A 25,945-nucleotide genomic window follows, 5' to 3' on the forward strand; every position below is an offset into this window, starting at 1 on the left:
TCACGCCTCCCCCTCCAGATCTCCCTCAAGTTCCAGGTAGGTCGCCCGGAGCCGGTCCAGGGTCTCCTGGTCCGGCTCCGCCCACAGCCCCCGGTCCGCCGCCTCCAGCAGCCGCTCCGTGATGCCGCGCAGCGCCCAGGGGTTGGACTGCCGCATGAACTCCTGGTTCTCCGGGTCGAAGACGTACTCGGCGCTGAGCTTCTCGTACATCCAGTCGTCGACAACGCCCGCCGTGGCGTCGTACCCGAACAAGTAGTCCACCGTGGCCGCCATTTCGAAGGCACCCTTGTACCCGTGCCTCCTCATCGCGCTCATCCAGCGCGGGTTGACCACCCGGGCGCGGAACACGCGGTGGGTCTCCTCGCCCAGGGTGCGGGTCCTCACCTGGTCGGGGACGGCCGAATCGCCCACGTAGGCCTCGGGGTTGGCGCCCGTCAGATGGCGGACCATGGCGACCATGCCGCCGTGGTACTGGAAGTAGTCGTCCGCGTCGACGAGGTCGTGCTCGCGCGTGTCGACATTCTTCGCCGCCACCGCGATCCGCCGGAAAGCCGTCTCCATGTCGCCGCGCGCCGCCTGTCCGTTCAGCCCGCGGCCGTAGGCGTAGCCGCCCCAGACGGCGTACACCTCGGCGAGGTCCGCGTCCGAGCGCCAGTTGCGGGCGTCGATCAGCGGCAGCAGGCCCGCGCCGTAGGCGCCCGGCTTGGAGCCGAAGATCCGGGCCGTCGCCCGGCGGCGGTCGCCGTGCTCGGCCGTGTCCTCGTCGGCGTGGGCCTTCACGAAGTTCGCGTCGGCCGGCTCGTCCAGCTCGGCCACCGCCCGCACCGCGTCGTCGAGCAGCCCGACCACGTGCGGGAACGCGTCCCGGAAGAAGCCGGAGATACGGACCGTGACGTCGATGCGCGGACGGCCCAGTTCCGCCAGGCCGATCACCTCGAAGCCCGTCACCCGCCTCGACGCGTCGTCCCACACCGGACGGCAGCCCAGCAGCGCCAGGATCTCGGCGATGTCGTCGCCCTGGGTGCGCATCGCGGAGGTGCCCCAGACCGTCAGGCCGACGGACTTCGGGTACTCGCCGTTGTCGCTCACGTACCGCTGCACCAGCGAGTCCGCCAGCGACTGGCCGACCTCCCAGCTCAGCCGCGAGGGAATCGCCTTGGGGTCGACGGAGTAGAAGTTACGGCCGGTCGGCAGGACGTTGACCAGACCGCGCGTCGGGGAGCCGGACGGGCCCGCCGGGACGTAACCGCCGTCCAGGGCGCGCAGGATGTGCCCGATCTCGTCCGTCGTGCGCGCGAGCCGCGGCACGACCTCCGTGCTCGCGAACTCCAGCACCTCGACGACGGAAGGGAGTTCGGCGCCCAGCACCTCACGCGCCAGCTCCGGGCCGGCCGCGGCGGCCCAGTCCCGCGCCTCCATGCCCTCGGCGATCCGCCGGCACAGCTGCTCCAGCAGGTCGATGGCGTCGGACGCGGTCCGCGCCGGGCCTTCCACCAGGTCCGTCAGCTCCAACGGCACCTTCACCGGGGCGCCCGGCTCGGCCAGCAACTCCTTCTCGACCAGCCCGAAGTGGGCGGCCAGCGAGGCCCGCAGACCCGGCAGCGCGTTCGCCTTGCCGCCCCACACCTGCGAGGCTCGCAGCACGGCCAGCACGAGGTTCACCCGTGGCTCGCCGACCGGACCCCCGCCCAGGATGTGCAGGCCGTCGCGGATCTGCACGTCCTTGATCTCGCACAGATAGCCGTCGATGTGCATGACGAACTCGTCGAAGTCGTCCTCGTCCGGCTGATCGTCGACATGCAGGTCGTGATGCAGCTCGGCCGCCTTCACCAGCGTCCAGATCTGCGCCCGCACGGCCGGGGCCTTCGTCGGGTCCAGATCGCTGACCAGGGCGTACTCGTCGAGGAGCTGCTCCAGCTTGGCGAGGTCGCCGTAGGTGTCGGCGCGGGCCATCGGCGGCACCAGGTGGTCGACGACGGTGGCGTGTCCGCGCCGCTTGGCCTGGGTGCCCTCGCCCGGGTCGTTGACGATGAAGGGGTAGATCAGCGGGAGTTCGCCGAGGACGGCGTCCGGGGCACAGCCCCCGCTCAGGCCGAGGCCCTTGCCGGGCAGCCACTCCATCGTGCCGTGCTTGCCCATGTGCACGATCGCGTCGGCGCCGAAGCTGTTGTCCAGCCAGCGGTAGGCCGCCATGTAGTGGTGCGACGGCGGCATGTCGGGGTCGTGGTAGATCGCGATCGGGTTCTCGCCGAAGCCGCGCGGCGGCTGGATCATCACGACGACGTTCCCGAACCGGAGCGAGGCCAGCACGATGTCGTCCCCGTCGACGTACAGCGAGCCCGGCGGCTCGCCCCACGCCTGGAGCATGGCGTCCCGCAGCTCGGGGTCGAGCTGGTCGAACCACGCCTGGTAGTCGGCGAGCGGCACCCGCGCGGGCGCGGCCGACAGCTGCTCCTCGGTCAGCCACTCCACGTCGTGGCCACCGGCCTCGATGAGCCGGTGGATCAACTCGTCGCCGCCGGAGGGGTATTCGGTGACGCCGTAGCCGGCGTCCTTCAGGGCGTCCAGCACGCGCACCGCCGACGCGGGCGTGTCCAGGCCGACCGCGTTGCCGACGCGCGAGTGCTTCGTCGGGTAGGCGGTGAAGACCAGCGCGAGCTTCTTCTCGGCGTTCGGCTTGTGCCCCAGTCGCGCGTGCCGTACGGCGATCCCGGCCACGCGTCCGGCGCGCTCCGGGTCGGCGACGTACACCGGGACCTCGGCTCCGTTCTCGTCGACCTGCTCCTTGAAGGAGAACGGCACGGTGATCAGCCGCCCGTCGAACTCCGGGATCGCCACCTGCATCGCCGCGTCCATCGGGGACAGCGCGGCGTCCGACTCGTCCCACGCGGCGCGCGAGGAGGTCAGGCAGAGCCCTTGCAGCACGGGCACGTTCAGGTCGGCGAGAGCGCCGATGTCCCACGCCTCCTCGTCGCCACCCGCGGAGGCCTGCGAGGCGTGCGTGCCGCCCGCGGCGAGGACGGTGGCGACGAGTGCGTCGGCCTTGGCGAGGATCTCGTAGAGCTCCGGGTCCGCACCGCGCAGCGAACCGCAGTACACGGGGAGGGCGTTGGCGCCCCGCGCCTCGATCGCGTCGCAGAGGGTGTCCACGAAGGCGGTGTTGCCGCTCAGCTCGTGGGCGCGGTAGAAGAGCACGCCCACGGTCGGGCGGCCCTCGGCGTACGGACGCGTGCCGTGGACGCCGTACTCCGGCATCTGCTGCGGCGCGGCGAAACCCTCACCGGTCAGCAGCACGGTGTCGGACAGGAAGCGGGCCAGCTCGGTCAGGTTCGCCGAGCCGCCCTCGACCAGGTACTTCAGCGCCTCGGCGACCACACCGGCCGGCACGCTCGACTCGGCCATCAGCTCCGCGTCCGGCACGGCCTCGCCGCCCAGGAGCACGGTCGGGATGCCGGACGCCTTCAGCGCGGCGAGCCCGTCCTCCCAGGCCCGCTTGCCGCCGAGCAGCCGTACGACGGCGATCCGCGCGCCCTCGATCAGCCCCGGCAGCTCCTGCGCGACGTCGACCCGGGTCGGGTTGCCGATCCGGTAGGGCGCGCCCGAGGCGCGGGCCGCCAGCAGATCCGTGTCGGCGGTCGACAACAACAACACTGTGCTCATGCGGGCGCTCCCGGTGGAATGAAAGGCAGTCCTTGCGGCGCGCCGGACTCGATGAGCCGCCACAGCGCGTCCGTGTCCGCGTGCTGTTCGATGAGGTCGCCGAGCCGGTCGAGCTGCTCCTCGCGCAGCGCGGCGAAGGATGTGTCGGGCGCCGGGACGAAGCGGCGGCCCGCGGCGGCGGCGACCTCGCGCAGGAAGGCGCGCCGGAAGCCGTCCGACTCCAGGGCGCCGTGCCAGTGGGTGCCCCAGCTCTGGCCGACCCGGCAGCCGTCCAGGAAGGGTTCACCCCCGCCGATGGAGGCGACCCCGTGGTGGATCTCGTAGCCCTCGACGTGCTCGCCGAGCGCCTCGCCCGTGGGCCTGGTCAGGGTCTTCTCGCGGGCGAACCGCACCCGCACGGGCAGCACGCCGAGCCCCTCGACGTGCCCCTCGCGGCTCTCCACCTCGTCCTCGATGTGCTCGCCGAGGATCTGGAAGCCGCCACAGATGCCGAGGACGGGCCGGTGCTCGGCCGCCCGGCGGACTATGGCCTGCGCCAGCCCCCGCTCGCGCAGCCAGCGCAGCGCCCGGACCGTCCCGCGCGTGCCGGGTACGACGACCAGGTCGGCGTCCGCCAGTTCCTCCGGCCGGTCCACGAACCGCACCACGACGCCGGGTTCGGCGGCGAGCGCGTCCAGGTCCGTGAAGTTGGACATCAGCGGGATCGCGCACACGGCGACCCGCAGCACGTCCTCGCCGACGGGCGCGGCCACGTGCGACTCCCGGACGGCCCCTCGCAGGGAGACCCGCATCCCGTCCTCCTCGTCGATGCCGAGCCCGTGCCGGTACGGCAGCACGCCGTACGTCCGCCGCCCGGTCAGGCCGTGCAGCATGTCGAGGCCGGGCTCCAGCAGGGAGACGTCCCCGCGGAACTTGTTGACGAGGAACCCGGCGATCAGCTCCTGGTCCTCGGGCGAGAGCAGCGCCACCGTTCCGAAGAAGGAGGCGAAGACGCCGCCGCGGTCGATGTCGCCGACGACGAGGACGGGGAGGCGCGCGTTGCGTGCGATCCCCATGTTCACGATGTCGGTCCGGCGCAGATTGATCTCGGCCGGACTGCCCGCCCCCTCACAGATCACCGCGTCATACGTGCCCCGCAACTCGGCCAGACAGTCCAGCACGGTGCCGAGCAACTGCTCCTGCCGTCCGCCGTGCAGCCTTGTCCCGGGGGAGGACCCCTCAGAGCCCCCGAAGAACCCGCGCGCGCTGAGTTCGCCCACCGGCTTGCCGAGCAGCACGACCTGACTGCTCCGGTCGCCACCGGGCTTGAGCAGCACCGGGTTCATCAGCGCGGTCGGCTCGACGCGGCACGCCTGTGCCTGCATGGCCTGCGCCCGCCCGATCTCGGCGCCCTCGCGTGTCACGAAGGAGTTGAGGGACATGTTCTGCGCCTTGAAGGGCGCCACCTTCACGCCCTGGCGCACCAGCCACCGGCAGATCCCGGCGGTGACGACGCTCTTGCCCGCGTCGGAGGTGGTGCCCGCGACGAGGAGACCCCCGCTCATTTCTTCCGCCCCTTCACTACCAGGCGCGCGGCGACTCCCACGCCGAGCGCGAGCCAGCCGACCCGGCGGGAGAGCCGTACCGCCCGGTCGATGTCGGTCACGGCGACGGCCCGTCCCGTCGCCCCGTTGAGCACGGGCCGGTGCTCGACCCGGCCGCCGTAGGACAGGGTTCCGCCGAGCCGTACGCCGAGGGCGCCCGCGAAGGACGCCTCCACGGGACCGGCGTTGGGGCTCGGGTGCTTCGCCGCGTCGGCCCGCCAGGCGCGTACGGCACCGCGCGGGTCGGTTCCCGCGGCGGCGGCCAGTACGGCGGTCAGCCGCGCGCCGGGCCAGCCCAGGAGGTCGTCCAGCCGGGCGGAGGCCCAGCCGTAGCGCAGATGGCGCGGTGACTTGTGGCCGACCATCGCGTCGAGGGTGTTGACCGCGCGGAAGCCGAGCAGTCCCGGCACTCCGCCGAGGGCGCCCCACACCAGCGCGCCCACGACCGCGTCGGAGGTGTTCTCGGCGACCGACTCCACGACCGCGCGGGCGATCCCGTCGGCGTCCAGCGCCTGCGGGTCGCGGCCGCACAGGTGGGGCAGCCGGGCGCGGGCGGCCGTCACATCGCCCTGCTCCAGCGACCGGCCGATGGCCCGCGCTTCCCGGGCGAGCGAGGTACCGCCGACGACGGCCCAGGTGGCGGCGGCGGTCAGCGCGACGGAGGCGGCGGGGCAGGGGCGTACGGCACGGGTGGCCGCGGCGCCGAGGGCGACCGCGCCGCCCACGCACACGGCGGTGTGCAGGGCGCCCCAGCCGCGGTGGTCGCGCCAGAGCAGCCGTTCCACGGCACCGGCGGCACGGCCGAACGCGGCGACCGGGTGCCCGCGGCGGGGATCGCCGAGCAGGAGGTCACCGAGGAGGCCGGCGGCGGCGCCGTACGCGAAGTCGCGATCGGCACGCATCGGGCTCAGCCGGCCGTGGGGGCGGGTGGAGCAGGGGTGATGGACCGCGAACGGCAGCCGCGCATGGCGATATGTCCTCACTCAGGGTGTCCACGCCCTGGTTCGACGAGACCGGCGGTGAGAGTTCCTGGCTCCCGGGGATGACTACCCCGGTGACAGTGGCGGGACCGCGCCGGATTCGCACCGGCTTCCTCTTCTGCCGCCGTACATGGCTCGGGCAGTCCACCACGGCCCTCGAACACCCGTCAACTCACCGTTGACCTGCGAGGCTGGAGTGTGCCGAGGCCCACACCGCCACCATGGCCCGCGGCGCTCTGTGGGCCGACTCGCGCGGAAATGCCCTCTGCCCGGGCGGTATTCCGCGACCGGCTGATGTGACGCTCCGTCACCACCGTCCGTCGTGCGTGGGAAGGCCGACCGGTTGGTCGTTCGGCCAGTCGTTCGGCCAGTCGTTCGGCCAGTCGCTCGGCCGGTCGCTCGGCGGGAGAACCGGCCGGTGGAGGCCGGTAAAGGCGTTGTGGATGCGTGAGGGGGCCGTCGCGGACTCTTCTGTCCGTGACGGCCCCCTCACAGGGCCCGGCGTCGGTACCGGGCGTCAGGCCATGATCAGGTAGATGCCGTAGCCGACGGCCGCCGCGCACGCGGCGAAACAGGCGTACGCACCGGTCACGGCCAGTGCCGCGGACCCGCCCTGCTCCTGTGCCCGCTCCTGGCGGGAGAGGCCGACGACACCGAGGGTGAACAGGCCCACGAGGGCCACGGTGACCACGAGGCTGACGCCGAACACGGAGCCGAGGGCCGCCCAGTCGATCTTCATGCTGCTGTTTCCTTCGTACCGGGGTGGTCGGGGCTCAGGCCGATGCCTGCGAGGTGGCCGGTCCGACGGCGCCCGCAGGGGCGGGGACGACGACCGGCGCGTCGACGACGGCGGTGTTGGTGCCCGCCGGCGGCGGGGTGACCATGGCGATCGCGGTGGTGACCACGCCGGCCGGTTCCTCGGCGTCGTTGACGTTGGTGTGGTCGATGACCTCGCGGCGGGAGAGCTTCCAGATGGCGGCGCTGGAGCCGACCAGGAAGACGGCCACGAGCGCGGTGCCCCAGGCGCCGAAGCCGGTGACCCACTCGGCGAGCGCGCCGACCAGCGCGGCGGCCGGCAGGGTCAGGCCCCAGGCGACGAACATGCGGGTCGCGGTGGACCAGCGGACCACACCGCCCTTGCGGCCGAGGCCTGCGCCCATCACGGAGCCGGAGACCGAGTGCGTGGTGGAGAGCGAGAAGCCCAGGTGGGAGGAGGCCAGGATGACCGTCGCGGCGCTGGTCTGGGCGGCGAAGCCCTGCTGCGGCTGGAGGTCGGTCAGGCCCTTGCCCATGGTGCGGATGATGCGCCAGCCGCCGAGATAGGTGCCCAGGGCGATGGCCAGGCCCGCCGAGAGGATGACCCACAGGGGCGGGTCGGAGTCGGGGGCGAGGGAGCCGCCGGCGATCAGCGCGAGGGTGATGATGCCCATCGTCTTCTGGGCGTCGTTGGTGCCGTGGGCCAGCGAGACCAGGCCGGCGGAGGCGATCTGCCCCGCGCGGTAGCCCTTCGCCGAGGCCTTGCCGTCGGCCTTCCTGCCCAGGACGTAGGTCAGCCGTGCGGCGAACATCGCCGCCATGCCCGCGACCAGCGGGGCCGCGATCGCCGGGATGAGCACCTTGGTGACCAGCACGTCGCCGTGCACGGCGCCCGCGCCCGCCGAGGCGATGGTCGCACCGATCAGACCGCCCATCAGGGCGTGCGACGAGGACGACGGCAGACCGACGAGCCAGGTCAGCAGATTCCAGAGGATCGCGCCGACCAGGGCGGCGAAGATGACCTCGGGACGGATGCCTGATTCGTCGACCAGACCCTTGGAGATCGTGTTGGCGACCTCCACGGAGAGAAAAGCACCCACAAGGTTGAGGGCGGCGGACATGGCCACCGCGACCTTGGGCTTGAGCGCACCGGTCGAGATGGTGGTGGCCATCGCGTTGGCGGTGTCATGAAAACCGTTCGTGAAATCGAACGCGAGTGCGGTTACCACCACAATCGCGAGGATCAGTGAGAGGTTTTCCATTTACCCAGGCAATCGTTCGAAGGTCATTGGCCCGTCGAACGTACGTAACCCAGGTGAACGGCAGGTGAACTGGGTAGGGCTTCAGGATGTCCGCAAATGGGAGCAAGGGCTCCTGTATCGGGTGGCGTCGGAGGCCAACTCCGGAAACACCGGCCTCGGGCCCTGCGGGCGGACCGCCGCAGCCGGGTCACAGACCGCCGGAGAGATCCTGGTCACCCGCCGCGTGACACCCCTGCGTCCGGCCCGCCTGGCAGGATCGCGGCATGGCTGAGCAGCAGCGGGACACAGAGGGCGCCGGGGGAGCGGAACGGGCCGGGGCGGGGCCGCGGAGGAGGGCGGTGCTCCCCGAGGAGGCCGCGGCCTGGGCCGACCTCGTGACCACGGCCCGCCGCACCGTCGCCGACGGCCTCGTCGTCGGCACCTCGGGCAATGTCTCCGTCCGCGTCGGCGACACCGTGCTGGTCACGCCGTCGGGCGTGCCGTACGACCGGCTCACCCCGGACGACGTGACGGGAGTGGACCTCGCCGGCCGACAGGTGCTGGGGGACCTGGTCCCCACCAGTGAGCTCCCGATGCACCTCGCGGTCTACCGCACCACGGACGCCCGCGCGATCGTCCACACCCACGCCGTGCACGCCACGGCCGTCTCCACCCTCGTCCCCGAGCTGCCCCTGATCCACTACATGTCCGCCGCCCTCGGCGGTCCCGTCCGCGTCGCCCCGTACGCCGCCTACGGCACCGCCGAACTGGCCGAGAACATGCTCCACGCCCTCACCGGCCGCTCGGCCTGTCTCCTCCAGAACCACGGCACGATGGCCCGCGGCACCTCCCTCGACCAGGCATACGAGCGCACGGCCCAGCTCGAATGGATGTGCCGCCTCTGGCTCACGGCCTCCTCGGTCCCCGGCCTGACCCCGAGCCTGCTCACCCGGGAACAGGTGGCCGAGGTGGGAGACCGGCTGAAGGGCTACGGCCAGCCCAAGCCATGAGGCCCGGCCCGGACCCCCGCCACCTCCCGCGGGCGCCACGAACGCACCGGCCCACTGGCCGCCCGGCCGCCGCGCCACGACACTGAACCCGTGCGCACTGTCAAAGCGACGGCCGCTGCCGTCACCGTTGCCCTGGCAGCCGGCGTGGCCGGAGTCGCCGCCGGACGCCTCGCCAGCGACGCCGCGCTCAAGGCGCCGCCCGGCAGACCCCTGCCCACCGAGCCACGGCTCACCGTGCACGGCACGGCCGCCGGCCGCATCACCCTCACCCGGGACCTCGCCTCGCTGCGCCCCGGCACCTACGGTCTGTCCGGCGACGGCAGCCACGCGGTCGTCGGCCCGGTCATGAACGCGGCCGAGCACACCGCCGACACCGTGGTCCGCCGCCTCGAACGCGTCACACACGGCACCCTCGAATCCGGCGACCACGCCTGGCTCACCCCGAACGTGCACATCGGCGACCCCCCAAGCGCCCTCGGCCTGGACCACGCCGACATCGACGTCCCCGGCGAACTCGGCTCGCTGCCCGCCTGGTTCGTGCCCGGCGCCCGCGACACCTGGGTCATCGCCGTGCACGGCCTCGGCACCACCCGTGAACTCGCGCTGAACGTGCTCGACTTCCTGCACGGCCTCCGCTTCTCCGTGCTCGCCCTCGCCTACCGCGGCGACCTCGGCGCCCCCCGCTCCCTGGACGGCCTCAACCACCTCGGCGAGACCGAGTGGCGCGACGTGGACGCGGCCATCCGCTACGCCGTGCGCTACGGCGCCCAGCGCATCGTCCTGTACGGCTGGTCCACCGGCGCGGCCATGTGCCTCCACACGGCCGTGCGCTCCGCGGTCCGCGACAAGGTCACCGGGCTGGTGCTGGACTCCCCGGTGCTGGACTGGCAGACCACCCTGCGCGCGCTGGCCGCGGCCCGCCACACCCCCGCGCCCGTGCTGCCGCTGGCCGTGCGCGCCGCCCAGGGCCGCACCGGACTGCACGGCGACCCCGGACGCGGCCTCGCCGAGGCCGACGGCCTCGCCGTGCCCACCCTGATCTTCCACGGCCCCGGCGACGCCGTGGCCCCCTGGCACCTGTCCCGCCGCCTGGCCGACAACCGCCCCGGCCTGGTCTCCCTGACCACCGTCGCCGACGCCCCGCACAGCGCCATGTGGAACCCCGACCCCGACGCCTACCAGGAGGCCCTGCGCCGCTTCCTGACCCCGCTGATGTGACGCGCGCCGACCCCGCCGATGTGACGCGCGCCACTGGTTGCGGCCGTTCCGTTTAAGTCCGCACCACTGGCCTGTTCGCGCCTCCTCAACGCGCCCGGAACCCGGTGCGTTGGCCAGTCCCGTCGCCCGCCGTGACATTCCGTTTGGGATTTCGGACCGTCAACCGGAAGACTGCACCCGTGACGTCCCGTATCCCGCGCGACTCCAGGCTTCGACTCGTCCGCCCGCGACCCCTGGCCGCCACCCCACGAGCGACGGACCAGCGGCGCCCGCGCCGCCCCGCTCCGCGCCCCCCGGAGGGCACCCCGGCCCCGGCGGAGCTGGCCAAAATGGCACGCTCCCAGCTGGCCGACGCGGCCCGCGTGGCCCGCTGGGCCGACGCCGCCCTGCGCCCCGGCCGGGCCCGCGCCGCCGACGGCAGGGCCACCCTGTCCGACGCGACCGCCGCACAGGCCGCGGCCGAACTCGGGCTGACCCCCGCTCAGGTCCGCGCCGACTGGGACACCGCCCGGCTCGCCGGCCTCATCGAGGTGCACGGCGACAGCGCCCGCCCCGGCTGGCGGCTGCGCGCCTGGAACCGCGACGACAGCGCCGTCCTGCGCGGCTGGGTCGCCCTCTTCGACGCCTGGTCGCTCGCCCACCCGGAACCCGCCGGACCCGAGCCCGCCGCCGTCGCCGAGGTCGTCTCGGCCATGCCCCAGGTGCTCTCCTTCCTCCAGCTCTCCGCCGGGCCCGTCCCCGTCGCGCAGCTTCTGGACCTGCTGGACCAGCGGGTCACCGAACTGCGCACCGAACGCTGCGAGATCCCCTACGGCCCCCGGCCCGAGCCCGTCGAGCCGCCCGCCGACGCACCGCTCGCCCCCCTCCTGGACTGGGCCCTGCACGCCCTCGCCTCCGTCGGCGCCCTCACCTGCGGCGCCGGGCAGGCCACCCTCACCCCGCTCGGCAGCTGGGCGGTCTGGGTCAAGCTGGAGCAGATCTGCGTCGCCGCGCAGAGCCCCGCCGGCAACATCGAGGCCTCCGCCGAGGACATGCTCCGCGGCTGCGCCCAGCTGCGGCCCAACGCCGCCCGCGCCGAATACCGCGCCTGGCTCGCCGCCCGGCCCGTCGGCAGCGCCGTCACCCAGCTCATCGGCGCCGCCCGCGGTGAGGACGCCCTGCTGCGCGGCCTGGCCTTCGACGTCCTGCGCCTGGTCGGCGCGCCCGCCGAGCCCGACGTCCGCGCGACGCTCGACGAGCCGACGCTGCGCCCCTACGCCCTGCTGTGGCTGGCCGAGCACGACGGCACCGACCCGGAGGACGCCCACGAGGTCCTCACCCGGGACGAGGCCACCTGGCTGTGGGTCGACACCGCGGCGGCCGTCGCCGACCACGGTGAGGCCCCGATGCTGGTGCGTCATCTGGAGTCCGCCGTGCAGGCGACGGTCCCCGCCCTGCTCGACGAGGTGCGCGCGGTCGGCCACCCCCGCACCGTGCAGGTCCTGGTCGCGCTCGCCGCCGCCCACCCCGACCCGGCCCTGGCCAAGGCCGTGCGCCGCGCGGCCTTCCAGGTGCACACCGGGGGGAGCTGAGACGGCTCAGCCGCCTATCGCGGGCGTGTACGTGCCGAAGCTCCAGATGTTGCCCTCGGCGTCCCGGGCCATGTAGTCCCGCGAGCCGTAGTCCTGGTCCGTCGGGGGCATCAGGATCTCCACGCCGTGGTCCACGGCCCGCCGGTGGTGTGCGTCGATGTCGTCCACCACGACGTACACCCCGGTCGGGCCGGCGCTCTTCATCGCCGTGTCGAAGACGCCGCCGCGGCCCTTGGAGCCGACCATCACCGCGCCGTTGCCCTGGGTCAGCTCGGCGTGCATCACCGAGCCGTCCTCGCTCTCGTACACCGACAGCTCCGTGAACCCCAGGGCCTCCGTGAGCTGCCGGATCGCCGCCTTGGCGTCCGCGTACAGCACCGTCGGGTAGATGCTCGGAGCGCCGCCGCCCGTGCCTGCCATGTCGATCACCTCTCGTCGGAACCGAACCTTTGGGGCCGAACCGGAAGAATCACCTGTCGCCAGTCTGGCAGCCACCACTGACAACGCCCCCGCGAACGGGACCTCGCGGCCTTCGCCTGGCCGGAAGCCGTCCGCGGGCAGAGCGGCCCGCGCCCCGGACAACGCCCCTGACCCCGCCCGCCCCATCGACCCCACCCCTCGACGAGACGTGTCGCACCGCGCCCTGTCACCGCCGCGGCCCCCCTCGTGGAACCACTCCCGCCGCTGCCCCGCCGACCCGTGCGTCCAGGTCTCCGGTGTCACCCGCTCCTGGAACCGCTCCTGGATCCGCCCCTGGATCCGGTCGTCGCCTACAGCCGCCGCCGCGTCGAGGGGGTCGGCGTCCCGCCCGGTACGGCAGCTCTGCCGCGCCTGGGCCAGTCCGAGCCGGCCCGGCCGGTCCGGGCCCACTCCGACGAACAGCGCCGGCAGCAGCGGCGATCAGTCCGGCGAAACCGCCGCCCGGCGTCACGCGCCCTGGGATCCTGCGAAACCGCCGCCCGGCGTCACACCCCGCGGGATCCTGCGACCCCGCCGCCGCCCGGTGTCACGCGCCCCTCGGGATCCTGCGACCCCGCCGCCCGGTGTCACGCGCCCCTCGGGATCCTGCGACCCCGCACCTCCTGGACCTCGGAGGTGTCCGGCCGGGCGTCGTCGTCCAAGTGCATGGGCCGCCGTCCTGGGCGTCCAACCCACGTCCGTGAGGCCATCGTCACCCGGCGACGGCGGGAAATCCGGTTGCATGAGCCCGTTAGACTGAATCCCATGGCCATTCTCCTCGCGCATTAGACAGCGGGAACGTCCTCGTCCGTTTGTCCCGCCAACCTTCTGCCCTGGAGTCTGTCCGTGATCTCCGCCTCCGGTATCGAGCTGCGCGCCGGTGCGCGCGTCCTCATCGAGAACGCCACCTTCCGTGTCGCCAAGGGCGACCGCATCGGCCTGGTCGGCCGCAACGGCGCCGGCAAGACCACCCTCACCAAGTGCCTCGCGGGCGAGGGCCAGCCCGCCGGCGGCACCATCACCCGCTCCGGGGAGGTCGGCTATCTGCCGCAGGACCCCCGCACCGGCGACCTCGACGTGCTGGCCCGCGACCGTGTCCTGTCCGCGCGCGGCCTCGACGTCCTGATCCGCAAGATGCGCGAGAACGAGCAGCGCATCGCCAACGGCCAGGGCGCCACCCGCGAGAAGGCCCTCAAGCAGTACGAGCGCCAGGAGACGGAGTTCCTCACCAAGGGCGGGTATGCCGCCGAGGCCGAGGCCGCCACCATCGCCGCCGCGCTCAACCTGCCCGACCGCGTGCTCGGCCAGCCCCTGCACACGCTCTCCGGCGGTCAGCGCCGCCGTATCGAGCTGGCCCGCATCCTGTTCTCCGACGCGGACACCCTGCTGCTCGACGAGCCGACCAACCACCTCGACGCCGACTCGATCGTCTGGCTGCGGGACTACCTCAGGACCTACCGCGGCGGCTTCATCGTGATCTCCCACGACGTCGATCTGGTCGAGACGGTCGTCAACAAGGTGTTCTACCTGGACGCCAACCGCTCCCAGATCGACGTCTACAACATGGGCTGGAAGCTCTACCAGCAGCAGCGCGAGGCCGACGAGAAGCGCCGCAGGCGCGAGCGGCAGAACGCAGAGAAGAAAGCCGCCGCCCTCAACGCCCAGGCCGACAAGATGCGCGCCAAGGCCACCAAGACGGTCGCCGCGCAGAACATGGCCCGCCGCGCCGAGAAGCTGCTCTCCGGTCTCGAAGAGGTCCGGATGTCCGACAAGGTCGCCAAGCTCCGCTTCCCGGAGCCCTCACCCTGCGGCAAGACCCCGCTGACGGCCGAGGGCCTGTCGAAGTCGTATGGCTCGCTGGAGATCTTCACCGATGTCGACCTGGCCATCGACAAGGGCTCCCGCGTGGTCATCCTGGGCCTGAACGGCGCCGGCAAGACGACCCTGCTGCGCCTGCTCGGCGGGGTCGAGCAGCCCGACACCGGCCAGGTCGTCCCCGGCCACGGCCTCAAGCTCGGCTACTACGCCCAGGAGCACGAGACCCTCGACGCGGACCGCACGGTCCTTGAGAACATGCGCTCGGCCGCCCCCGACATGGACCTGGTCGAGGTCCGCAAGGTGCTGGGCTCCTTCCTGTTCTCCGGCGACGACGTCGACAAGCCGGCCGGTGTTCTCTCCGGCGGCGAGAAGACGCGGCTGGCCCTGGCCACCCTGGTGGTCTCCTCGGCGAACGTCCTGCTGCTGGACGAGCCCACCAACAACCTCGACCCGGCCAGCCGCGAGGAGATCCTCGGCGCGCTGCGCACCTACAAGGGCGCCGTCGTGCTGGTCACCCACGACGAGGGTGCCGTAGAGGCGCTCCAGCCGGAGCGGATCATCCTGCTGCCGGACGGCGTGGAGGATCTGTGGGGTTCCGACTACGCGGACCTCGTCGCCCTCGCTTGATCGAATGCGTGATCCACTGGGTATGGATCATTCGGCCCATCGGTGATCCACCATCTGTGTGAGATCTCCTCGTACCGAGGTGTGTCCTACAACGATTTTCCGGCCGAGTCCTTGGTCACCAAGGGCTCGGCCGCTTCGCGTCACTGACCTGGTACTTCGCGGAAGAACCCGTTCGGCGGTACCGCGCGTGAGGTCGCGGAACCCCTCATTCCGTATGTGGGGACGCACTCCTGTCGTCACAACCCTTCCGTACGGACCTTGCCGAATGGGTGGCCATGAAGCCCGGGAGGGGTGATCATGAGGGGACCAGAGCGCACTTCCCATGAGGAGGCACGGGTGGCCGAGACTCTGAAGAAGGGCAGCCGGGTGACCGGCGCCGCGCGCGACAAGCTCGCGGCAGACCTGAAGAAGAAGTACGACGCAGGTGCGAGCATCCGGGCGTTGGCCGAGGAGACCGGCCGCTCGTATGGCTTCGTGCACCGCATGCTCAGCGAGTCGGGCGTCACGCTCCGTGGGCGTGGCGGGGCGACCCGGGGCAAGAAGGCCGCTTCGGCCTGACCACTCGGGCGGCCCCACGGCGTGATGGTGGCCACCCGGTCGGTCAGACGGTCGACCGGGTGGTTACTGTGCAGTCGCTTATGGATGCCGGTGTACGGCATCTTTCGTTGACCGCACCCATCGGAGGCGCCCCATGGCTTCGCTCGACCCGGTTCTCGACAAGGACGGCGTGCGGCTCACCGTCGACGAGGCGATCGCCACGGTGACCCTGACCAACCCGGCCAAGCGCAACGCGCAGAGCCCCGCCATGTGGCGGACGCTCGCGCAGGCCGGGCGGTCGCTGCCGGGCTCCGTCCGGGTCGTGGTGCTGCGCGGCGAGGGCAAGTCCTTTTCCGCCGGCCTCGACCGGCAGATGTTCACGCCCGAGGGCATCGAGGGCGAACCGTCCTTCATCGACCTCGCGCGCGGCGACGACGCCGAACTGGACGCGGCCATCGCCGAGTTCCAGGAGGGCTTCACCTGGTGGCGGCAGAGCGACATCGTGTCCATCGCCGCCGTCCAGGGCCACGCCATCGGGGCCGGGTTCCAGCTCGCCCTCGCCTGTGACCTGCGCGTCGTCGCCGACGACGTGCAGTTCGCGATGCGCGAGACCAGCCTGGGGCTCGTGCCCGACCTCACGGGCACGCACCCGCTGGTGTCGCTCGTCGGCTACGCCCGTGCGCTGGAGATCTGCGCGACGGGTCGCTTCGTGCTGGCCGAGGAAGCCGTCAGCACCGGCCTGGCGAACCTTGCCGTGCCGCTGGACCAGCTCGACGCCACGGTGAACGACCTCGCCGCGGCCCTGCTCGCCGCGCCGCGTGACGCCGTGGTCGAGACCAAGGCGTTGCTGCGGGGGGCGCAGGACCGCACGTACGACGCCCAGCGGGCTGCCGAGCGGCAGTCGCAGGCGCGGCGGTTGCGGGATCTGGCGGGACTCGGCGACTGACCTCCGGTGGTTGGGCGGATCGGCTCGGGGGCGTGCTGTGGTGGGGAGTCGGGTGCGGGCCGGTCGTGGTCTGCCGCGCCGTTCCCCGCGCATCCTGGGTGCCCGGTACGGGTCGTGTGTGGCTCGTCGCGCCGTTCGCCGCGGCCCTGGGGCGATGAATCTGTCCAGGTCGGTTGACCCTCGACCCTGCGGCCGTTCGCCGCGCCCTGGGGCGGTGTTCCCCTGGGTGGTTCGGTCAGTCCGTCGCTGTCACCAGGACTGCGACCGTCGGGGCGTCCGGGAGGGCGTTGGTGATGGCCGTGCGGACCTCCTGGGCGACTCTCAGGGCCTGGTGGTCCGGGAGGACGGCCAGCTCCACTCGGACGTGGCGGCGCGGTAGCGACGGCGTCGCGGCCTCGCGTTGCTCGATGTGTACGGCCCGGCCCAGGCCGCCGAGGGTGCCGGTGAGACGGGAGACGCCCGGGACGGCGAGCGCGGCGGTGGCCACGCGGGTCTCGTCGTCACCCGTCTGCGCCAGTTGAGGGGAGTTCTCCTCGGGCGCCTCACCGGCGTCGGTGCTCTCCGGCTCCGGCGCCTCCTCCCACAGGCCCGTGACGTGCAGATCCACCTCCGTCACGGTCAGCCCCACGCTGTCCGTCGCCGCCGTCGCCAGCGCCGCACGCAGCCGGGAGGCCGTCGTGGGCAGCGGCTCGGCGGCATGGGCCGCGAAGTCGGCCGACAGTCGCAGCGGGCCGGGCGGCAGCGCGCTCGGCGGGGGCGGCACGGCGGGCGTCCCGCCGGCGTCCGGACCGGTCAGCGCGATCCGCAGCGCGCCCACCCGTACCCCGGAAACCCCCTTCGAGGCCCTGCGCAGCACCTTCTCCGCCGCGCTCTCAGCGATCCATGCCCCGTCGCGCGCCTGGCCGAGCGGTAGGAGTCGGCCCAGGCCCACCTGTTCACGCACTGCTCGTGTCCAACGATCCGCCGTCATTCCTCCAGCCTGCCGCATAAATGGCGCGAACTGGGGCAACGCGGCATAACGTGGGCGAAGAACGACGACCGGAAAGGACGTACGGCGATGACCGACACCACCGACCGGAACCGGACGCAGACTTCCGAAGGCGAGCAGGAGCCCGCCGTACAGACCCGTAAGGCCCCCCGGCGCGGTGGCGGCGACCCCGCCGGGCGGGGACGGACCACGATCGCCGACGGGGTGGTGGAGAAGATCGCCGGGCTCGCCGCACGCGATGTCGTCGGCGTCCACGCGATGGGCAGCGGCATCAGCCGCACCTTCGGCGCCGTGCGCGACCGTGTCCCCGGCAGCTCCAAGTCGGTGACCCGCGGCGTGAAGGCCGAGGTGGGCGAGGTACAGACCGCGCTCGACCTGGAGATCGTCGTCGACTACGGCGTGTCCATCTCCGACGTCGCCCGCGACGTGCGCGAGAACGTCGTGGCGGCCGTCGAGCGGATGGCCGGCCTGGAGGTCGTCGAGGTCAACATCGCGGTCAGCGACGTGAAACTGCCGGACGAAGAGGACGAGGAGCCGGAGCCCCGGATCCAGTGACGCACGGTCGGCCGGAGGGCCGAGCCGCTGAGGGGAGCGCACCATGAGCATGGCCCTGGTCGGCATGATCGTGGGAATGACGCTGGGCTTCGCCGGGTACTTCGGCGGCTTCGGCGCCTTCCTGCTCGTCGCCGCCCTGGGAGCGGTCGGCTTCGGCCTCGGCCGCTTCCTGGAAGGCGACTTCGAGCTCGGAGATTTCTTCCGTCCGCGTGACGAACGCAGGCGGTGACGCCCGTGAACGAAGGGATCGGCGAGCTCGGCAGGCCGCTCGGCGCGGTGCCGCCGGGCGAGCGCGGGGCGACCCGGATCGCCGACCGGGTCGTGGCGAAGGTCGCAGCCCAGGCGGCGCGCGAGGCGCTCGGCGCGCTTCCGCCGCAGGCCGCGGCCCCGCACGCCAACGTGGTCGTACGCCAGGCCCGCACCTCCACCGATGAGGAGCGGGACGCCGCGAAGATCCGCGTCCACCTGGAACTCGACTACCCCACCGACATCGGGGCCCGCTGCCGCGCGGTGCGTCGCCGGGTCGCCGAACGGGTAGGCGCGTTGGTGGGAATGGACGTACCCGAGGTCGCCGTCCAGATCGAGCGGCTGCACCTCGCGCCCGGACACGGCGTTGCCAAGAGGAGGACGCGATGAGCGAACCTCAGCACGGCGAGGGGACCACCGGACCCGCACCGGTCCTGGAGAAGCCGCCCGCCGACCCTGACCAGCCGACCGTCCCGCAGCCCGACCGGAGCCGGGCCGCCCACCGCTTCTGGTCGCCCCGGCGCGTCCCGGCCGCCGTCGCCGCCCTGCTCCTGCTGGTCGTCGCGGGCTTCTTCCTCTACGACATCGCCGCCGTGCGCGCGGGCCGCTCCGCCATGCAGTGGCGCGACGAACTGGCCGGTCAGCTCGCCGAACGGCCACTGGACGACACCTGGGTCCTGGTCGGCGCGGGCGTCACCGCGGCGCTGGGCCTGTGGCTGCTGGTCCTGGCCGTCACGCCCGGTCTGCGCGAACTGCTGCCCATGCGCCGCTCCGGTGCCGACGTCCGCGCCGCGCTGGACCGGGCCGCCGCCGCGATGGTGCTGCGCGACCGTGCTATGCAGGTCTCGGGCGTGCAGTCGGTCCGGGTCCGGGCGGGCCGCCGCCGCGCCGAAGTCCGCGCGGTCTCGCACTTCCGCCCGCTGGACGAGGTACGACAGGACCTGGACGCCGTACTCGACGAGGCGGTGCGGGCGCTGGGCCTGGCCCGGCCGCTCGCGCTGTCGGTGCGGGTGCGGCGGCCCGGACGGAAGGGGTGAGGGACGAGTGCGGGGAAAGGTCAACCGCGTCCTGCTGGGCCTCATCGGCCTGGTACTGCTGGTGCTCGGCGGCTCGGTCCTCGCCGTGGGCCTCGGTGCCCCGGCGCCCTCGTGGTGGATCCACGACTCACGCCACGACGTGCTGCTCGACGACGCCGAGCGCACCCGCTGGCGCGACGATGCCTGGTGGTGGCCCGTCGTCCTGGCCGTCCTCACGATCGTCGTGGTGCTCGCCCTGTGGTGGCTGATCGCGGTACTGCGCCGCCGCCGACTCGCCGAGGTCCTCGTCGACAGCGGCGACGGCGCGGGCGCCCTGCTGCGCGGCCGGGCCCTGCAGTCCGTCCTGACGGCGGAGGCGGCGAACCTGGACGGCGTGGCCAAGGCTCATGTCCATCTGACCGGCGGCCGAACGGCCCCGCGCACCCGGATCCGCCTGCTGCTGGAACCCCACGTGGTCCCGTCGGTGGCCCTGGACCGTCTGACCGCCGAGGCCCTGACACACGCCAAGGACTCGGCGGTTCTGGACAGCCTCCCCGCGGATGTCCGGATGAGGTCGGTCAAGCACCGGGCGGAAAGGGTCAGCTGAGCGCGCCTCAGCCGCACCGGGCGGCGGTGGCACGTCAGAACCCGTGCCGCATCCCGCCGTCGACGGGCACCATGATCCCGGTCAGGTAGGAGGCCGCGGGAGACAGCAGGAACGCGGCGGTCCGGCCGAACTCCTCGGGTCTGCCGTAGCGCCTGAGCGGAATCCGCGACTCGTTGGCGGCGCGGGTGGCCTCGGGATCGGCCGACAGCGCGTCCAGTTCCCGCACCCGGTCGGTGTCGATCCGCGCCGGCAGCAGCCCGACGACCCGGATGCCGCGCGGCCCCAACTCGTCCGACAGCGACTTCGCGAACCCGGCGAGGCCGGGCCGCAGCCCGTTGGAGATGGTCAGCCCCGGAATCGGCTCGTGCACCGACCCGGACAGCACGAACCCGATGACGCCCCCGGCCTCCAGCTCGGCCGCGGCCGCCCGCGCGAGCCGTACCGCCCCGAGGAACACCGACTCGAACGCGGCCTGCCACTGCTCGTCCGTGTTGTCCGCGACGAACCCCGGCGGCGGTCCGCCCACGCTGACGAGCACTCCGTCGAAGCCTCCGAAGTGCTCCCGCGCCGCACCGATCAGCCGCGCCGCGGCCCCGGCGTCGGTGTTGTCGACGGCCACCGCGACGGCGTCCGGTCCCAGCTCTGCCGCCGCGGCGCGGGCCCGCTCCTCGTCGCGCCCGGTGATGACGACCTTCGCCCCGTCGGCGACCAGCTCACGCGCGACCGCGTTGCCGAGTCCGCGCGTGGCACCGGTGACGACGTACACCCGGTCCTTCAGTCCAAGATCCATGCCCCTATCCTGCCCCGTCGCCCCCGAACAGGGCGAGAGCGGCGTTCACCAGCCCGATGTGGCTGAAGGCCTGGGGGAAGTTGCCCAGATGGCGGCCGCTCGCCGGGTCGTACTCCTCCGCCAGCAGGCCCACGTCGTTGGTGAGACCGGCCAGGCGCTCGAACAGCTCGCGGGCCTCGTCGCGGCGACCTGTCAGATGCAGTGCCTGCGCCAGCCAGAACGAGCAGGCCAGGAAGGTGCCCTCGGCGCCGGGCAGCCCGTCGACACCGCAGTCCTGCGTGCTGTACCGGCGCAGCAACCCGTCGTGGCCCAGCTCGTCGCGCACCGCGTCGACCGTGCCGACCACGCGCGGATCCTCCGGCGGCAGGAACCCGACGTACGGGATGAGCAGCAGAGCGGCGTCCAGCTCGCGCGAGCCGTAGTACTGGGTGAAGGTGTTGCGCTCGGGGTCGTAGCCCTGGGCGCACACCTCGCGGTGCACCTCGTCGCGCATCGCGCGCCAGCCCTCCAGGTCGCCGGACAGCTCCGGGTTCTCCTCCAGGGCGCGCACCGCGCGGTCGGCGGCCACCCACACCATCACCTTGGAGTGCACGAAGTGGCGTCGGCCGCCGCGCACTTCCCACAGGCCCTCGTCCGGCTGCCGCCAGTTCGCGCGCAGCCATTCCATGAGGGCGCACTGCAGGGCCCAGGCGTGCGGTTCGGTCGACAGGCCCGCGCGCCGGGCCAGTGCCATCGAGTCCATGACCTCGCCGTACACGTCGAGCTGGAGCTGCCGCACGGCCCCGTTGCCGATGCGTACGGGTGCGGAGTTCTCGTAGCCGGTCAGCCAGGGGACTTCCATCTCGGGCAGCCGTCGTTCGCCCGCCACCCCGTACATGATCTGGAGGTCCGCCGGGGCGCCCGCGACCGCGCGCAGCAGCCAGTCGCGCCAGGCCACGGCCTCCTCGCGGTAGCCGGCGGCCAGCAGCGCGCCGAGGGTGAGGGTGGAGTCGCGCAGCCAGCAGAAGCGGTAGTCCCAGTTGCGCACGCCGCCCAGTTCCTCCGGCAGGGAGGTGGTGGGTGCGGCGACGACCCCGCCCGTCGGCCGGTAGGTGAGGGCCTTGAGGGTGACGAGGGAGCGCAGGACCGCCTCGCGGTGCGGGCCGTCGTAGCGGCAGCGGCCCGCCCAGGCCTGCCAGTCGGCGACGCTGGTCTCCAGCGTTTCGAAGGGGTCGACCAGGGGCGGGCGCGGCTCGTGCGAAGGGTGCCAGGTCAGCACGAAGGCGACCCTCTGACCCGCGGTGACGGTGAACTCCGCGTGAGTCGCGAAGTCCTCGCCCCAGGTGTGCACCGGGGGTTCGCTGCGCAGCCACGCCGCGTCCGGGCCGGCGACGGCGACCCGGTGGCCACCGACGTTGCGCATCCAGGGCACGACCGAGCCGTAGTCGAAGCGGATACGCAGGGTGCTGCGCACGGTGACCCGGCCGCGCAGGCCCTCGACGATCCGGACGACATCGGGGGCGCGGTCGCGCTGCGGCATCAGGTCGGTGACCCGCACGGCCCCCTCGTCGGTCTCCCAGTCGGTGTCGAGCACCAGGGTGCCGGGCCGGTAGGCGCGGCGGGTACAGAGGTCGGCGTCCCTGGGGGCGATGCGCCAGTGGCCGTTGTCGTCGTCGCCGAGCAGCCGGGCGAAGCAGGCGCCCGAGTCGAAGCGGGGCAGACAGAGCCAGTCGACGGAGCCGTCGCGGCCGACGAGCGCGGCGGTCTGCTCGTCGCCGATCAGCGCGTAGTCCTCGATGCGGTGCTGCACGGAGTGCGGGTTCCCGGGTGGCCGGGGAGGCAATCAGGGGAGCGGCCGGGCGGGTGACGGAGGGGTGTCACGCCGGGGCACGGCGCCACCTCCCGGCGGGGGATCGAAGCCTCCGCCCGTTCCGCCGGGCGTCCCGGCGAGGGCTACACCGTCGCCGGTTCGGCCGCCACGTTCCTCTCGGTCGCCGCGGCCCGCCGCTCCTTCAGCTCGCGGCGCACCAGGACGACCCAGCCGATGGGCACGCCCGCGCTGAACAGCCACCACTGGACGGCGTACGCCATGTGCGGGCCGATGGCGTCGTGCTCGGGCGCGGGGATCGGTTCGGGGGAGTCGCCGCGCGGCTCGGGCGAGGTCAGCTCGACGTACCCGCCGAGGACGGGATCGCCGAGACGGCGTTCGGACTGCTCGCTGCTGATCAGCATGACCTGGCGGTCGGGCAGGCCCTGGACGTCCTTGATGCCGCTGCCCGCGGTCGTCTCGTCGGGCATCAGCCGCCCGGTGACGGTGATCTCGCCCTTCGGCGGGACCGGAATCCTCGGGAACTCCGTCTGGGCACCGTCCGCCGGGATCCAGCCCCGGTTCACCAGCAGGACCTTGCCGTCGTCGAGGACGAAGGGCGTCAGGACGTGGAAGCCGACCTTCTCGTCCACGTTCGTACGACGGCGTACGACGACCTCGCGCGTGGTGTCGAAGCGGCCGGTGGCCGTGACCCGGCGGTAGCGGTCGGCGTCGGTCACCTCGGAGCCCGGCTCCGTCAGCGACTCGGCGGGCACGGGCTTCGCGGCGAGCGAGTCGGCGATCACCTTGTTCAGCGCCACCCGGTGTTCATGGCGGTGCAGCTGCCAGAAGCCCAGCTCGATCATCGTCGGGACGAGCGCGACGGCGACGAGGGTGAGAATCACCCACTGCCGGGACATCAGGAAGCGGAACACCCCACGACCGTACATCGCGGGCCGCGGGGTGCTGCCAGAGGGGTCCGTTCCGGGGGTCGGCCTGGGTCGGGTCAGACCCGGTCGACGATGCCCACCCTCCCCTCCGCGCGGGCGCAGTGGGCGCCGCAGTACCAGTGACCCTCGACCTCGACGCCCTGGCCGATGATCTGGACCCGGCAGTGCTCGCAGATGGGGGCCATGCGGTGGATCGCACAGGAGAAGCAGTCGAAGACGTGCACCGCGCCCTGCGCGTGCACCTCGAAGGTCATTCCGTAGTCATTGCCGCATACTTCGCATCTCGCCATGCGCCACAGGGTGAGCGCTCGCGCGGGCGCGGGCGAGCGGGCGGCGGGCGAGTCGCCCGGCAATCACCCGTCCGTACGGCTACCGGCCCGACGGTCCTTCCGTCGCCGGCTCCACGTCCCGCAGCAGTTGGCCGAAGGCCGCCTCGTCGACCACCGGTGTGCCGTACTGCCGGGCCTTGGCGACCTTCGAGGTGCCGGCGTCGGGGTCGTTGGTCACCAGCAGGCTGGTGAGCCGGGAGACGCTCGTGGAGACATGCAGCCCCGCCTCGACGGCGCGGTCCTCCAGCAGGTCGCGTTCGACCGACGTGTCCCCCGAGAAGGCGACCCGCATGCCCTGTTTGAGTTGCTTGCCCTCTTCGTAGCGGCCGGGGTTGGGATAGGGGCAGGCCGGCCGCTTGCGCGAGGGGCGCCAACTGGTGGGCCGGTAGCCGCCGTAGCCGCCCGGCTGCTGCCCGATGCGCGGCGTGGGCCGGTCCGTCCACTCCGTCAGCGGGCGGCACTCCTGGAGCGGCAGCCGTACCAGGCCCGCCGCCGCGGCCCGCAGACTCGGCCGGAACGCCTCGGCCAGCACGCGCGCGTCGTCCAGCGCGTGGTGCGCGCGCTGCTGCACGACGCCGAAGTGCGCGGCCAGCGACTCCAGCTTGTGGTTGGGCAGCGGCAGCCCCAGCTCCTTGGACAGGGCGATGGTGCACAGCCGTTGACGCACCGGCGCCTCACTCCTCGCGCGCGCGTACTCCCGGGCGATCATCTGCCAGTCGAAGACGGCGTTGTGCGCGACGAGCACCCGGTCCGCCAGCCGCGCCGCGAACTCCTCGGCGATGTCGGTGAACAGGGGCGCGCCCTCCAGAACCTCGCTCGTCAGACCGTGGATCCACACCGGGCCCGGATCGCGCTCCGGATTGACCAGCGTGTACCAGTGGTCCTCGACCTCGCCGCGCGCGTCCAACCGGTAGACGGCCGCGGAGATTATCCGGTCGTCGCGGGCCAGGCCGGTGGTCTCCACGTCAACGACCGCGTATCCCTGGGGATACGCGGCCGGCCACGATGTGGGGGAGGACGCTGCGGTCGTAAGGTCTTCGAGCATGGTCACTGAGGATACGGCCCATGACTGACAACGCCGTCTCCCAGGTGGCCCGCCACCACGGCCTGTTCGAACCCCACGGGCGGGGCCGCGTCCACGCGGGTCGGTACGCCGCCCGCGCCGACCCGGCTGCCATCCTCCGGGTGTGACGCAACCAACGCACGACGAGCCCCACGGCGGCTCCCTGGGGCAGCGGCTCAACTGGCTGCGCGCGGCGGTGCTCGGCGCCAACGACGGCATCGTCTCCACGGCCGGTCTCGTCGTCGGCGTGGCCGGCGCCACCGACAGCCGCGCCGCGCTGCTCACCGCGGGCCTGTCCGGACTGCTCGCTGGCTCGATGTCGATGGCGGCGGGCGAGTACGTCTCCGTCTCCACCCAGCGCGACTCCGAGAAGGCGGCCCTCGTCGCGGAGAAGCGCGAGCTGCGCGAACAGCCCGAGGCCGAGCTCCAGGAACTGACCGATCTGCTGCACGCGCGCGGACTGTCCCGTGACGTGGCCCGGGAGGCCGCCGTGCAGCTGACCGAACGTGACGCCCTGCGCGCCCACGCGCGCGTGGAGCTCGGCATCGACCCGGACGATCTGACCAACCCCTGGCACGCGGCCTGGGCGAGCTTCCTCGCCTTCACGGCCGGTGCGCTGCTGCCGCTGCTCGCGATCGTCCTGCCGCCCGTCGACTGGCGGCTGACCGTCACCGTCCTGTCGGTCCTCGCCGCCCTGTGCTGCACCGGCTGGAGCAGCGCCCGCCTCGGCGCGGCGGCCCCGGGGCGAGCGGTGGCGCGCAACGTCGGGGGAGGGGCGCTGGCGATGGCCGTCACCTACGCGGCCGGGGCACTGCTCGGCGCGGCGGGCGTATGAGCCGGGCACCGGCCGGTGAGCCGGGCACCGGCCCGGCCGACCGGCCCGGCCGACCGGCCGGGAGGGCCGGGGCGGGAGGGGGCGTTGGCTGGGAAACAGCGCCATGCTGACCGCGATGGCCTGCACGGCGGCCCTCCGGGTCGGCGGTGCCGTGGGCGTCGGCGGGGGGCTGTTCATGCTGTCGGACACCCTCATCGCGACCGGTCTCGCCGACTGGCCGCAGCCGCCGTACGCGGACCTGTGGATCATGCTCACCTACATCGCGGCCCAGTACCTGCTGGCCGGCGGGACCCTCGGCGCGCACGTGCCAGCGCGGACGGCGTACGGTGAAGTGCGCTCCACCACCCCGTGAGCGAACCCCGCAGCCGAGCAGA

The 25,945-nt window shown here is 72.9% G+C and carries 25 protein-coding genes, 2 pseudogenes and 1 riboswitch; of the genes and pseudogenes, 14 read left to right on the forward strand and 13 right to left on the reverse strand.

From position 1 onward, the window contains the following. From cobN to ABZZ79_RS32780, 5 genes are all read right to left on the reverse strand, one after another. Positions 1 to 3,660: a cobaltochelatase subunit CobN gene (gene cobN / locus ABZZ79_RS32760; protein WP_356695027.1), complete on the reverse strand. Its 3,660-nt coding sequence runs from the start codon at positions 3,658 to 3,660 to the stop codon at positions 1 to 3. After that, positions 3,657 to 5,204 carry a cobyric acid synthase gene (locus ABZZ79_RS32765; RefSeq protein ID WP_356695029.1) on the reverse strand — a complete coding sequence of 516 codons (1,548 nt, stop codon included), beginning with the start codon at positions 5,202 to 5,204 and terminating at the stop codon, positions 3,657 to 3,659. The genes cobN and ABZZ79_RS32765 overlap by 4 nt, the downstream gene beginning before the upstream one ends. After that, entirely contained in the window at positions 5,201 to 6,145 is a 945-nt protein-coding gene (locus ABZZ79_RS32770; RefSeq protein WP_356695031.1) for a cobalamin biosynthesis protein, read from the reverse strand. Before ABZZ79_RS32770 ends, ABZZ79_RS32765 begins: the two co-directional genes overlap by 4 nt. 100 nt (positions 6,146 to 6,245) lie before the next feature. Next, positions 6,246 to 6,388, reverse strand: a riboswitch (cobalamin riboswitch). A gap of 352 nt (positions 6,389 to 6,740) precedes the next feature. Continuing rightward, a complete protein-coding gene (locus ABZZ79_RS32775; protein WP_356695033.1) occupies positions 6,741 to 6,962 on the reverse strand; it encodes a hypothetical protein in 222 nt (73 codons plus the stop codon). A gap of 34 nt (positions 6,963 to 6,996) precedes the next feature. Further along, on the reverse strand, positions 6,997 to 8,241 hold the full coding sequence (locus tag ABZZ79_RS32780) for an inorganic phosphate transporter (protein WP_356695035.1): 1,245 nt from the start codon (positions 8,239 to 8,241) through the stop codon (positions 6,997 to 6,999). 263 nt (positions 8,242 to 8,504) lie between these two features. Here ABZZ79_RS32780 and ABZZ79_RS32785 point away from each other — a divergent pair, with 263 nt between their 5' ends. The 3 genes from ABZZ79_RS32785 to ABZZ79_RS32795 all read left to right on the forward strand — a co-directional run bounded on the left by ABZZ79_RS32785 (position 8,505) and on the right by ABZZ79_RS32795 (position 12,019). Beyond that, positions 8,505 to 9,230: a class II aldolase/adducin family protein gene (locus tag ABZZ79_RS32785; protein ID WP_356695037.1), complete on the forward strand. Its 726-nt coding sequence runs from the start codon at positions 8,505 to 8,507 to the stop codon at positions 9,228 to 9,230. A gap of 90 nt (positions 9,231 to 9,320) precedes the next feature. Beyond that, positions 9,321 to 10,448: an alpha/beta fold hydrolase gene (locus ABZZ79_RS32790; RefSeq protein WP_356695039.1), complete on the forward strand. Its 1,128-nt coding sequence runs from the start codon at positions 9,321 to 9,323 to the stop codon at positions 10,446 to 10,448. 179 nt (positions 10,449 to 10,627) lie between these two features. After that, a complete protein-coding gene (locus tag ABZZ79_RS32795) occupies positions 10,628 to 12,019 on the forward strand; it encodes a hypothetical protein (RefSeq protein WP_356695041.1) in 1,392 nt (463 codons plus the stop codon). Between the two features lie 6 nt (positions 12,020 to 12,025). On the opposite strand, the gene ABZZ79_RS32800 is transcribed toward ABZZ79_RS32795, so the two are convergent. Next, positions 12,026 to 12,439: a VOC family protein gene (locus tag ABZZ79_RS32800; RefSeq protein ID WP_356695144.1), complete on the reverse strand. Its 414-nt coding sequence runs from the start codon at positions 12,437 to 12,439 to the stop codon at positions 12,026 to 12,028. A 201-nt stretch (positions 12,440 to 12,640) separates the two neighbouring features. Beyond that, positions 12,641 to 12,817 (reverse strand): annotated as a pseudogene (locus ABZZ79_RS32805) (neutral zinc metallopeptidase); the annotation flags it as partial. A gap of 507 nt (positions 12,818 to 13,324) precedes the next feature. On the opposite strand from ABZZ79_RS32805, the gene ABZZ79_RS32810 reads away from it, so the two are divergent. The 3 genes from ABZZ79_RS32810 to ABZZ79_RS32820 all read left to right on the forward strand — a co-directional run bounded on the left by ABZZ79_RS32810 (position 13,325) and on the right by ABZZ79_RS32820 (position 16,406). Then, complete coding sequence (locus ABZZ79_RS32810) at positions 13,325 to 14,923, forward strand: ABC-F family ATP-binding cassette domain-containing protein (protein ID WP_356695043.1); 1,599 nt, start codon at positions 13,325 to 13,327, stop codon at positions 14,921 to 14,923. Between the two features lie 336 nt (positions 14,924 to 15,259). Beyond that, entirely contained in the window at positions 15,260 to 15,481 is a 222-nt protein-coding gene (locus ABZZ79_RS32815) for a helix-turn-helix domain-containing protein (RefSeq protein ID WP_018567695.1), read from the forward strand. Between the two features lie 133 nt (positions 15,482 to 15,614). Beyond that, positions 15,615 to 16,406 carry an enoyl-CoA hydratase/isomerase family protein gene (locus ABZZ79_RS32820; RefSeq protein ID WP_356695046.1) on the forward strand — a complete coding sequence of 264 codons (792 nt, stop codon included), beginning with the start codon at positions 15,615 to 15,617 and terminating at the stop codon, positions 16,404 to 16,406. A 235-nt stretch (positions 16,407 to 16,641) separates the two neighbouring features. Here ABZZ79_RS32820 and ABZZ79_RS32825 read toward each other — a convergent pair whose 3' ends face one another. Beyond that, positions 16,642 to 17,376 (reverse strand): nucleopolyhedrovirus P10 family protein, encoded by a 735-nt coding sequence (locus ABZZ79_RS32825; protein ID WP_356695048.1) that lies wholly within the window; start codon positions 17,374 to 17,376, stop codon positions 16,642 to 16,644. Between the two features lie 87 nt (positions 17,377 to 17,463). Here ABZZ79_RS32825 and ABZZ79_RS32830 point away from each other — a divergent pair, with 87 nt between their 5' ends. From ABZZ79_RS32830 to amaP, 5 genes are read left to right on the forward strand one after another with little or no spacing between them, the layout of a single operon-like run. Beyond that, complete coding sequence (locus ABZZ79_RS32830; RefSeq protein ID WP_356695050.1) at positions 17,464 to 17,949, forward strand: Asp23/Gls24 family envelope stress response protein; 486 nt, start codon at positions 17,464 to 17,466, stop codon at positions 17,947 to 17,949. Positions 17,950 to 17,992: 43 nt separating this feature from the next. Then, entirely contained in the window at positions 17,993 to 18,178 is a 186-nt protein-coding gene (locus ABZZ79_RS32835; RefSeq protein ID WP_356695052.1) for a hypothetical protein, read from the forward strand. Beyond that, positions 18,175 to 18,585, forward strand: coding sequence for an Asp23/Gls24 family envelope stress response protein (locus tag ABZZ79_RS32840; RefSeq protein WP_356695054.1), 411 nt, complete (start codon positions 18,175 to 18,177; stop codon positions 18,583 to 18,585). Before ABZZ79_RS32835 ends, ABZZ79_RS32840 begins: the two co-directional genes overlap by 4 nt. Beyond that, positions 18,582 to 19,232 (forward strand): DUF6286 domain-containing protein, encoded by a 651-nt coding sequence (locus tag ABZZ79_RS32845; RefSeq protein ID WP_356695056.1) that lies wholly within the window; start codon positions 18,582 to 18,584, stop codon positions 19,230 to 19,232. The genes ABZZ79_RS32840 and ABZZ79_RS32845 overlap by 4 nt, the downstream gene beginning before the upstream one ends. A gap of 7 nt (positions 19,233 to 19,239) precedes the next feature. Continuing rightward, on the forward strand, positions 19,240 to 19,818 hold the full coding sequence (amaP, locus tag ABZZ79_RS32850) for an alkaline shock response membrane anchor protein AmaP (protein WP_356695058.1): 579 nt from the start codon (positions 19,240 to 19,242) through the stop codon (positions 19,816 to 19,818). A gap of 34 nt (positions 19,819 to 19,852) precedes the next feature. On the opposite strand, the gene ABZZ79_RS32855 is transcribed toward amaP, so the two are convergent. The 5 genes from ABZZ79_RS32855 to ABZZ79_RS32875 form a co-directional block, all read right to left on the reverse strand. Then, positions 19,853 to 20,608, reverse strand: a complete 756-nt coding sequence (locus tag ABZZ79_RS32855; RefSeq protein WP_356695060.1) for an SDR family oxidoreductase — start codon at positions 20,606 to 20,608, stop codon at positions 19,853 to 19,855. A gap of 4 nt (positions 20,609 to 20,612) precedes the next feature. Next, positions 20,613 to 22,397: a glycoside hydrolase family 15 protein gene (locus ABZZ79_RS32860; RefSeq protein WP_356695062.1), complete on the reverse strand. Its 1,785-nt coding sequence runs from the start codon at positions 22,395 to 22,397 to the stop codon at positions 20,613 to 20,615. Between the two features lie 143 nt (positions 22,398 to 22,540). Next, positions 22,541 to 23,329 (reverse strand): SURF1 family protein, encoded by a 789-nt coding sequence (locus ABZZ79_RS32865; RefSeq protein ID WP_356695064.1) that lies wholly within the window; start codon positions 23,327 to 23,329, stop codon positions 22,541 to 22,543. Positions 23,330 to 23,400: 71 nt separating this feature from the next. Beyond that, positions 23,401 to 23,634, reverse strand: a complete 234-nt coding sequence (locus ABZZ79_RS32870; protein WP_307041597.1) for a hypothetical protein — start codon at positions 23,632 to 23,634, stop codon at positions 23,401 to 23,403. Between the two features lie 79 nt (positions 23,635 to 23,713). Beyond that, on the reverse strand, positions 23,714 to 24,718 hold the full coding sequence (locus ABZZ79_RS32875; RefSeq protein WP_356695066.1) for a DEDDh family exonuclease: 1,005 nt from the start codon (positions 24,716 to 24,718) through the stop codon (positions 23,714 to 23,716). 20 nt (positions 24,719 to 24,738) lie between these two features. On the opposite strand from ABZZ79_RS32875, the gene ABZZ79_RS32880 reads away from it, so the two are divergent. The 3 genes and pseudogenes from ABZZ79_RS32880 to ABZZ79_RS32890 form a co-directional block, all read left to right on the forward strand. Then, positions 24,739 to 24,864: a hypothetical protein gene (locus ABZZ79_RS32880; RefSeq protein ID WP_356695068.1), complete on the forward strand. Its 126-nt coding sequence runs from the start codon at positions 24,739 to 24,741 to the stop codon at positions 24,862 to 24,864. Beyond that, on the forward strand, positions 24,861 to 25,571 hold the full coding sequence (locus tag ABZZ79_RS32885; RefSeq protein WP_356695070.1) for a VIT family protein: 711 nt from the start codon (positions 24,861 to 24,863) through the stop codon (positions 25,569 to 25,571). The genes ABZZ79_RS32880 and ABZZ79_RS32885 overlap by 4 nt, the downstream gene beginning before the upstream one ends. A gap of 91 nt (positions 25,572 to 25,662) precedes the next feature. Next, a pseudogene (locus tag ABZZ79_RS32890) lies at positions 25,663 to 25,923 on the forward strand (lysoplasmalogenase family protein); the annotation flags it as partial. Positions 25,924 to 25,945: the final 22 nt, after the last annotated feature.

The organism is Streptomyces sp. NPDC006458 (assembly GCF_040612135.1).
Taxonomy (GTDB): domain Bacteria; phylum Actinomycetota; class Actinomycetes; order Streptomycetales; family Streptomycetaceae; genus Streptomyces.

Bases quoted from the DNA above. Each gene is read 5' to 3' on its own strand.
- ABZZ79_RS32845 (WP_356695056.1), top strand. From the start codon at position 18,582: ATGAGCGAACCTCAGCACGGCGAGGGGACCACCGGACCCGCACCGGTC.
- ABZZ79_RS32780 (WP_356695035.1), bottom strand. From the start codon at position 8,241: ATGGAAAACCTCTCACTGATCCTCGCGATTGTGGTGGTAACCGCACTC.
- ABZZ79_RS32875 (WP_356695066.1), bottom strand. From the start codon at position 24,718: ATGCTCGAAGACCTTACGACCGCAGCGTCCTCCCCCACATCGTGGCCG.
- ABZZ79_RS32765 (WP_356695029.1), bottom strand. From the start codon at position 5,204: ATGAGCGGGGGTCTCCTCGTCGCGGGCACCACCTCCGACGCGGGCAAG.
- ABZZ79_RS32800 (WP_356695144.1), bottom strand. From the start codon at position 12,439: ATGGCAGGCACGGGCGGCGGCGCTCCGAGCATCTACCCGACGGTGCTG.
- cobN (WP_356695027.1), bottom strand. From the start codon at position 3,660: ATGAGCACAGTGTTGTTGTTGTCGACCGCCGACACGGATCTGCTGGCG.
- ABZZ79_RS32775 (WP_356695033.1), bottom strand. From the start codon at position 6,962: ATGAAGATCGACTGGGCGGCCCTCGGCTCCGTGTTCGGCGTCAGCCTC.
- ABZZ79_RS32820 (WP_356695046.1), top strand. From the start codon at position 15,615: ATGGCTTCGCTCGACCCGGTTCTCGACAAGGACGGCGTGCGGCTCACC.
- ABZZ79_RS32785 (WP_356695037.1), top strand. From the start codon at position 8,505: ATGGCTGAGCAGCAGCGGGACACAGAGGGCGCCGGGGGAGCGGAACGG.
- ABZZ79_RS32880 (WP_356695068.1), top strand. From the start codon at position 24,739: ATGACTGACAACGCCGTCTCCCAGGTGGCCCGCCACCACGGCCTGTTC.
- ABZZ79_RS32855 (WP_356695060.1), bottom strand. From the start codon at position 20,608: ATGGATCTTGGACTGAAGGACCGGGTGTACGTCGTCACCGGTGCCACG.
- ABZZ79_RS32825 (WP_356695048.1), bottom strand. From the start codon at position 17,376: ATGACGGCGGATCGTTGGACACGAGCAGTGCGTGAACAGGTGGGCCTG.
- ABZZ79_RS32870 (WP_307041597.1), bottom strand. From the start codon at position 23,634: ATGGCGAGATGCGAAGTATGCGGCAATGACTACGGAATGACCTTCGAG.
- ABZZ79_RS32830 (WP_356695050.1), top strand. From the start codon at position 17,464: ATGACCGACACCACCGACCGGAACCGGACGCAGACTTCCGAAGGCGAG.
- ABZZ79_RS32835 (WP_356695052.1), top strand. From the start codon at position 17,993: ATGAGCATGGCCCTGGTCGGCATGATCGTGGGAATGACGCTGGGCTTC.
- ABZZ79_RS32770 (WP_356695031.1), bottom strand. From the start codon at position 6,145: ATGCGTGCCGATCGCGACTTCGCGTACGGCGCCGCCGCCGGCCTCCTC.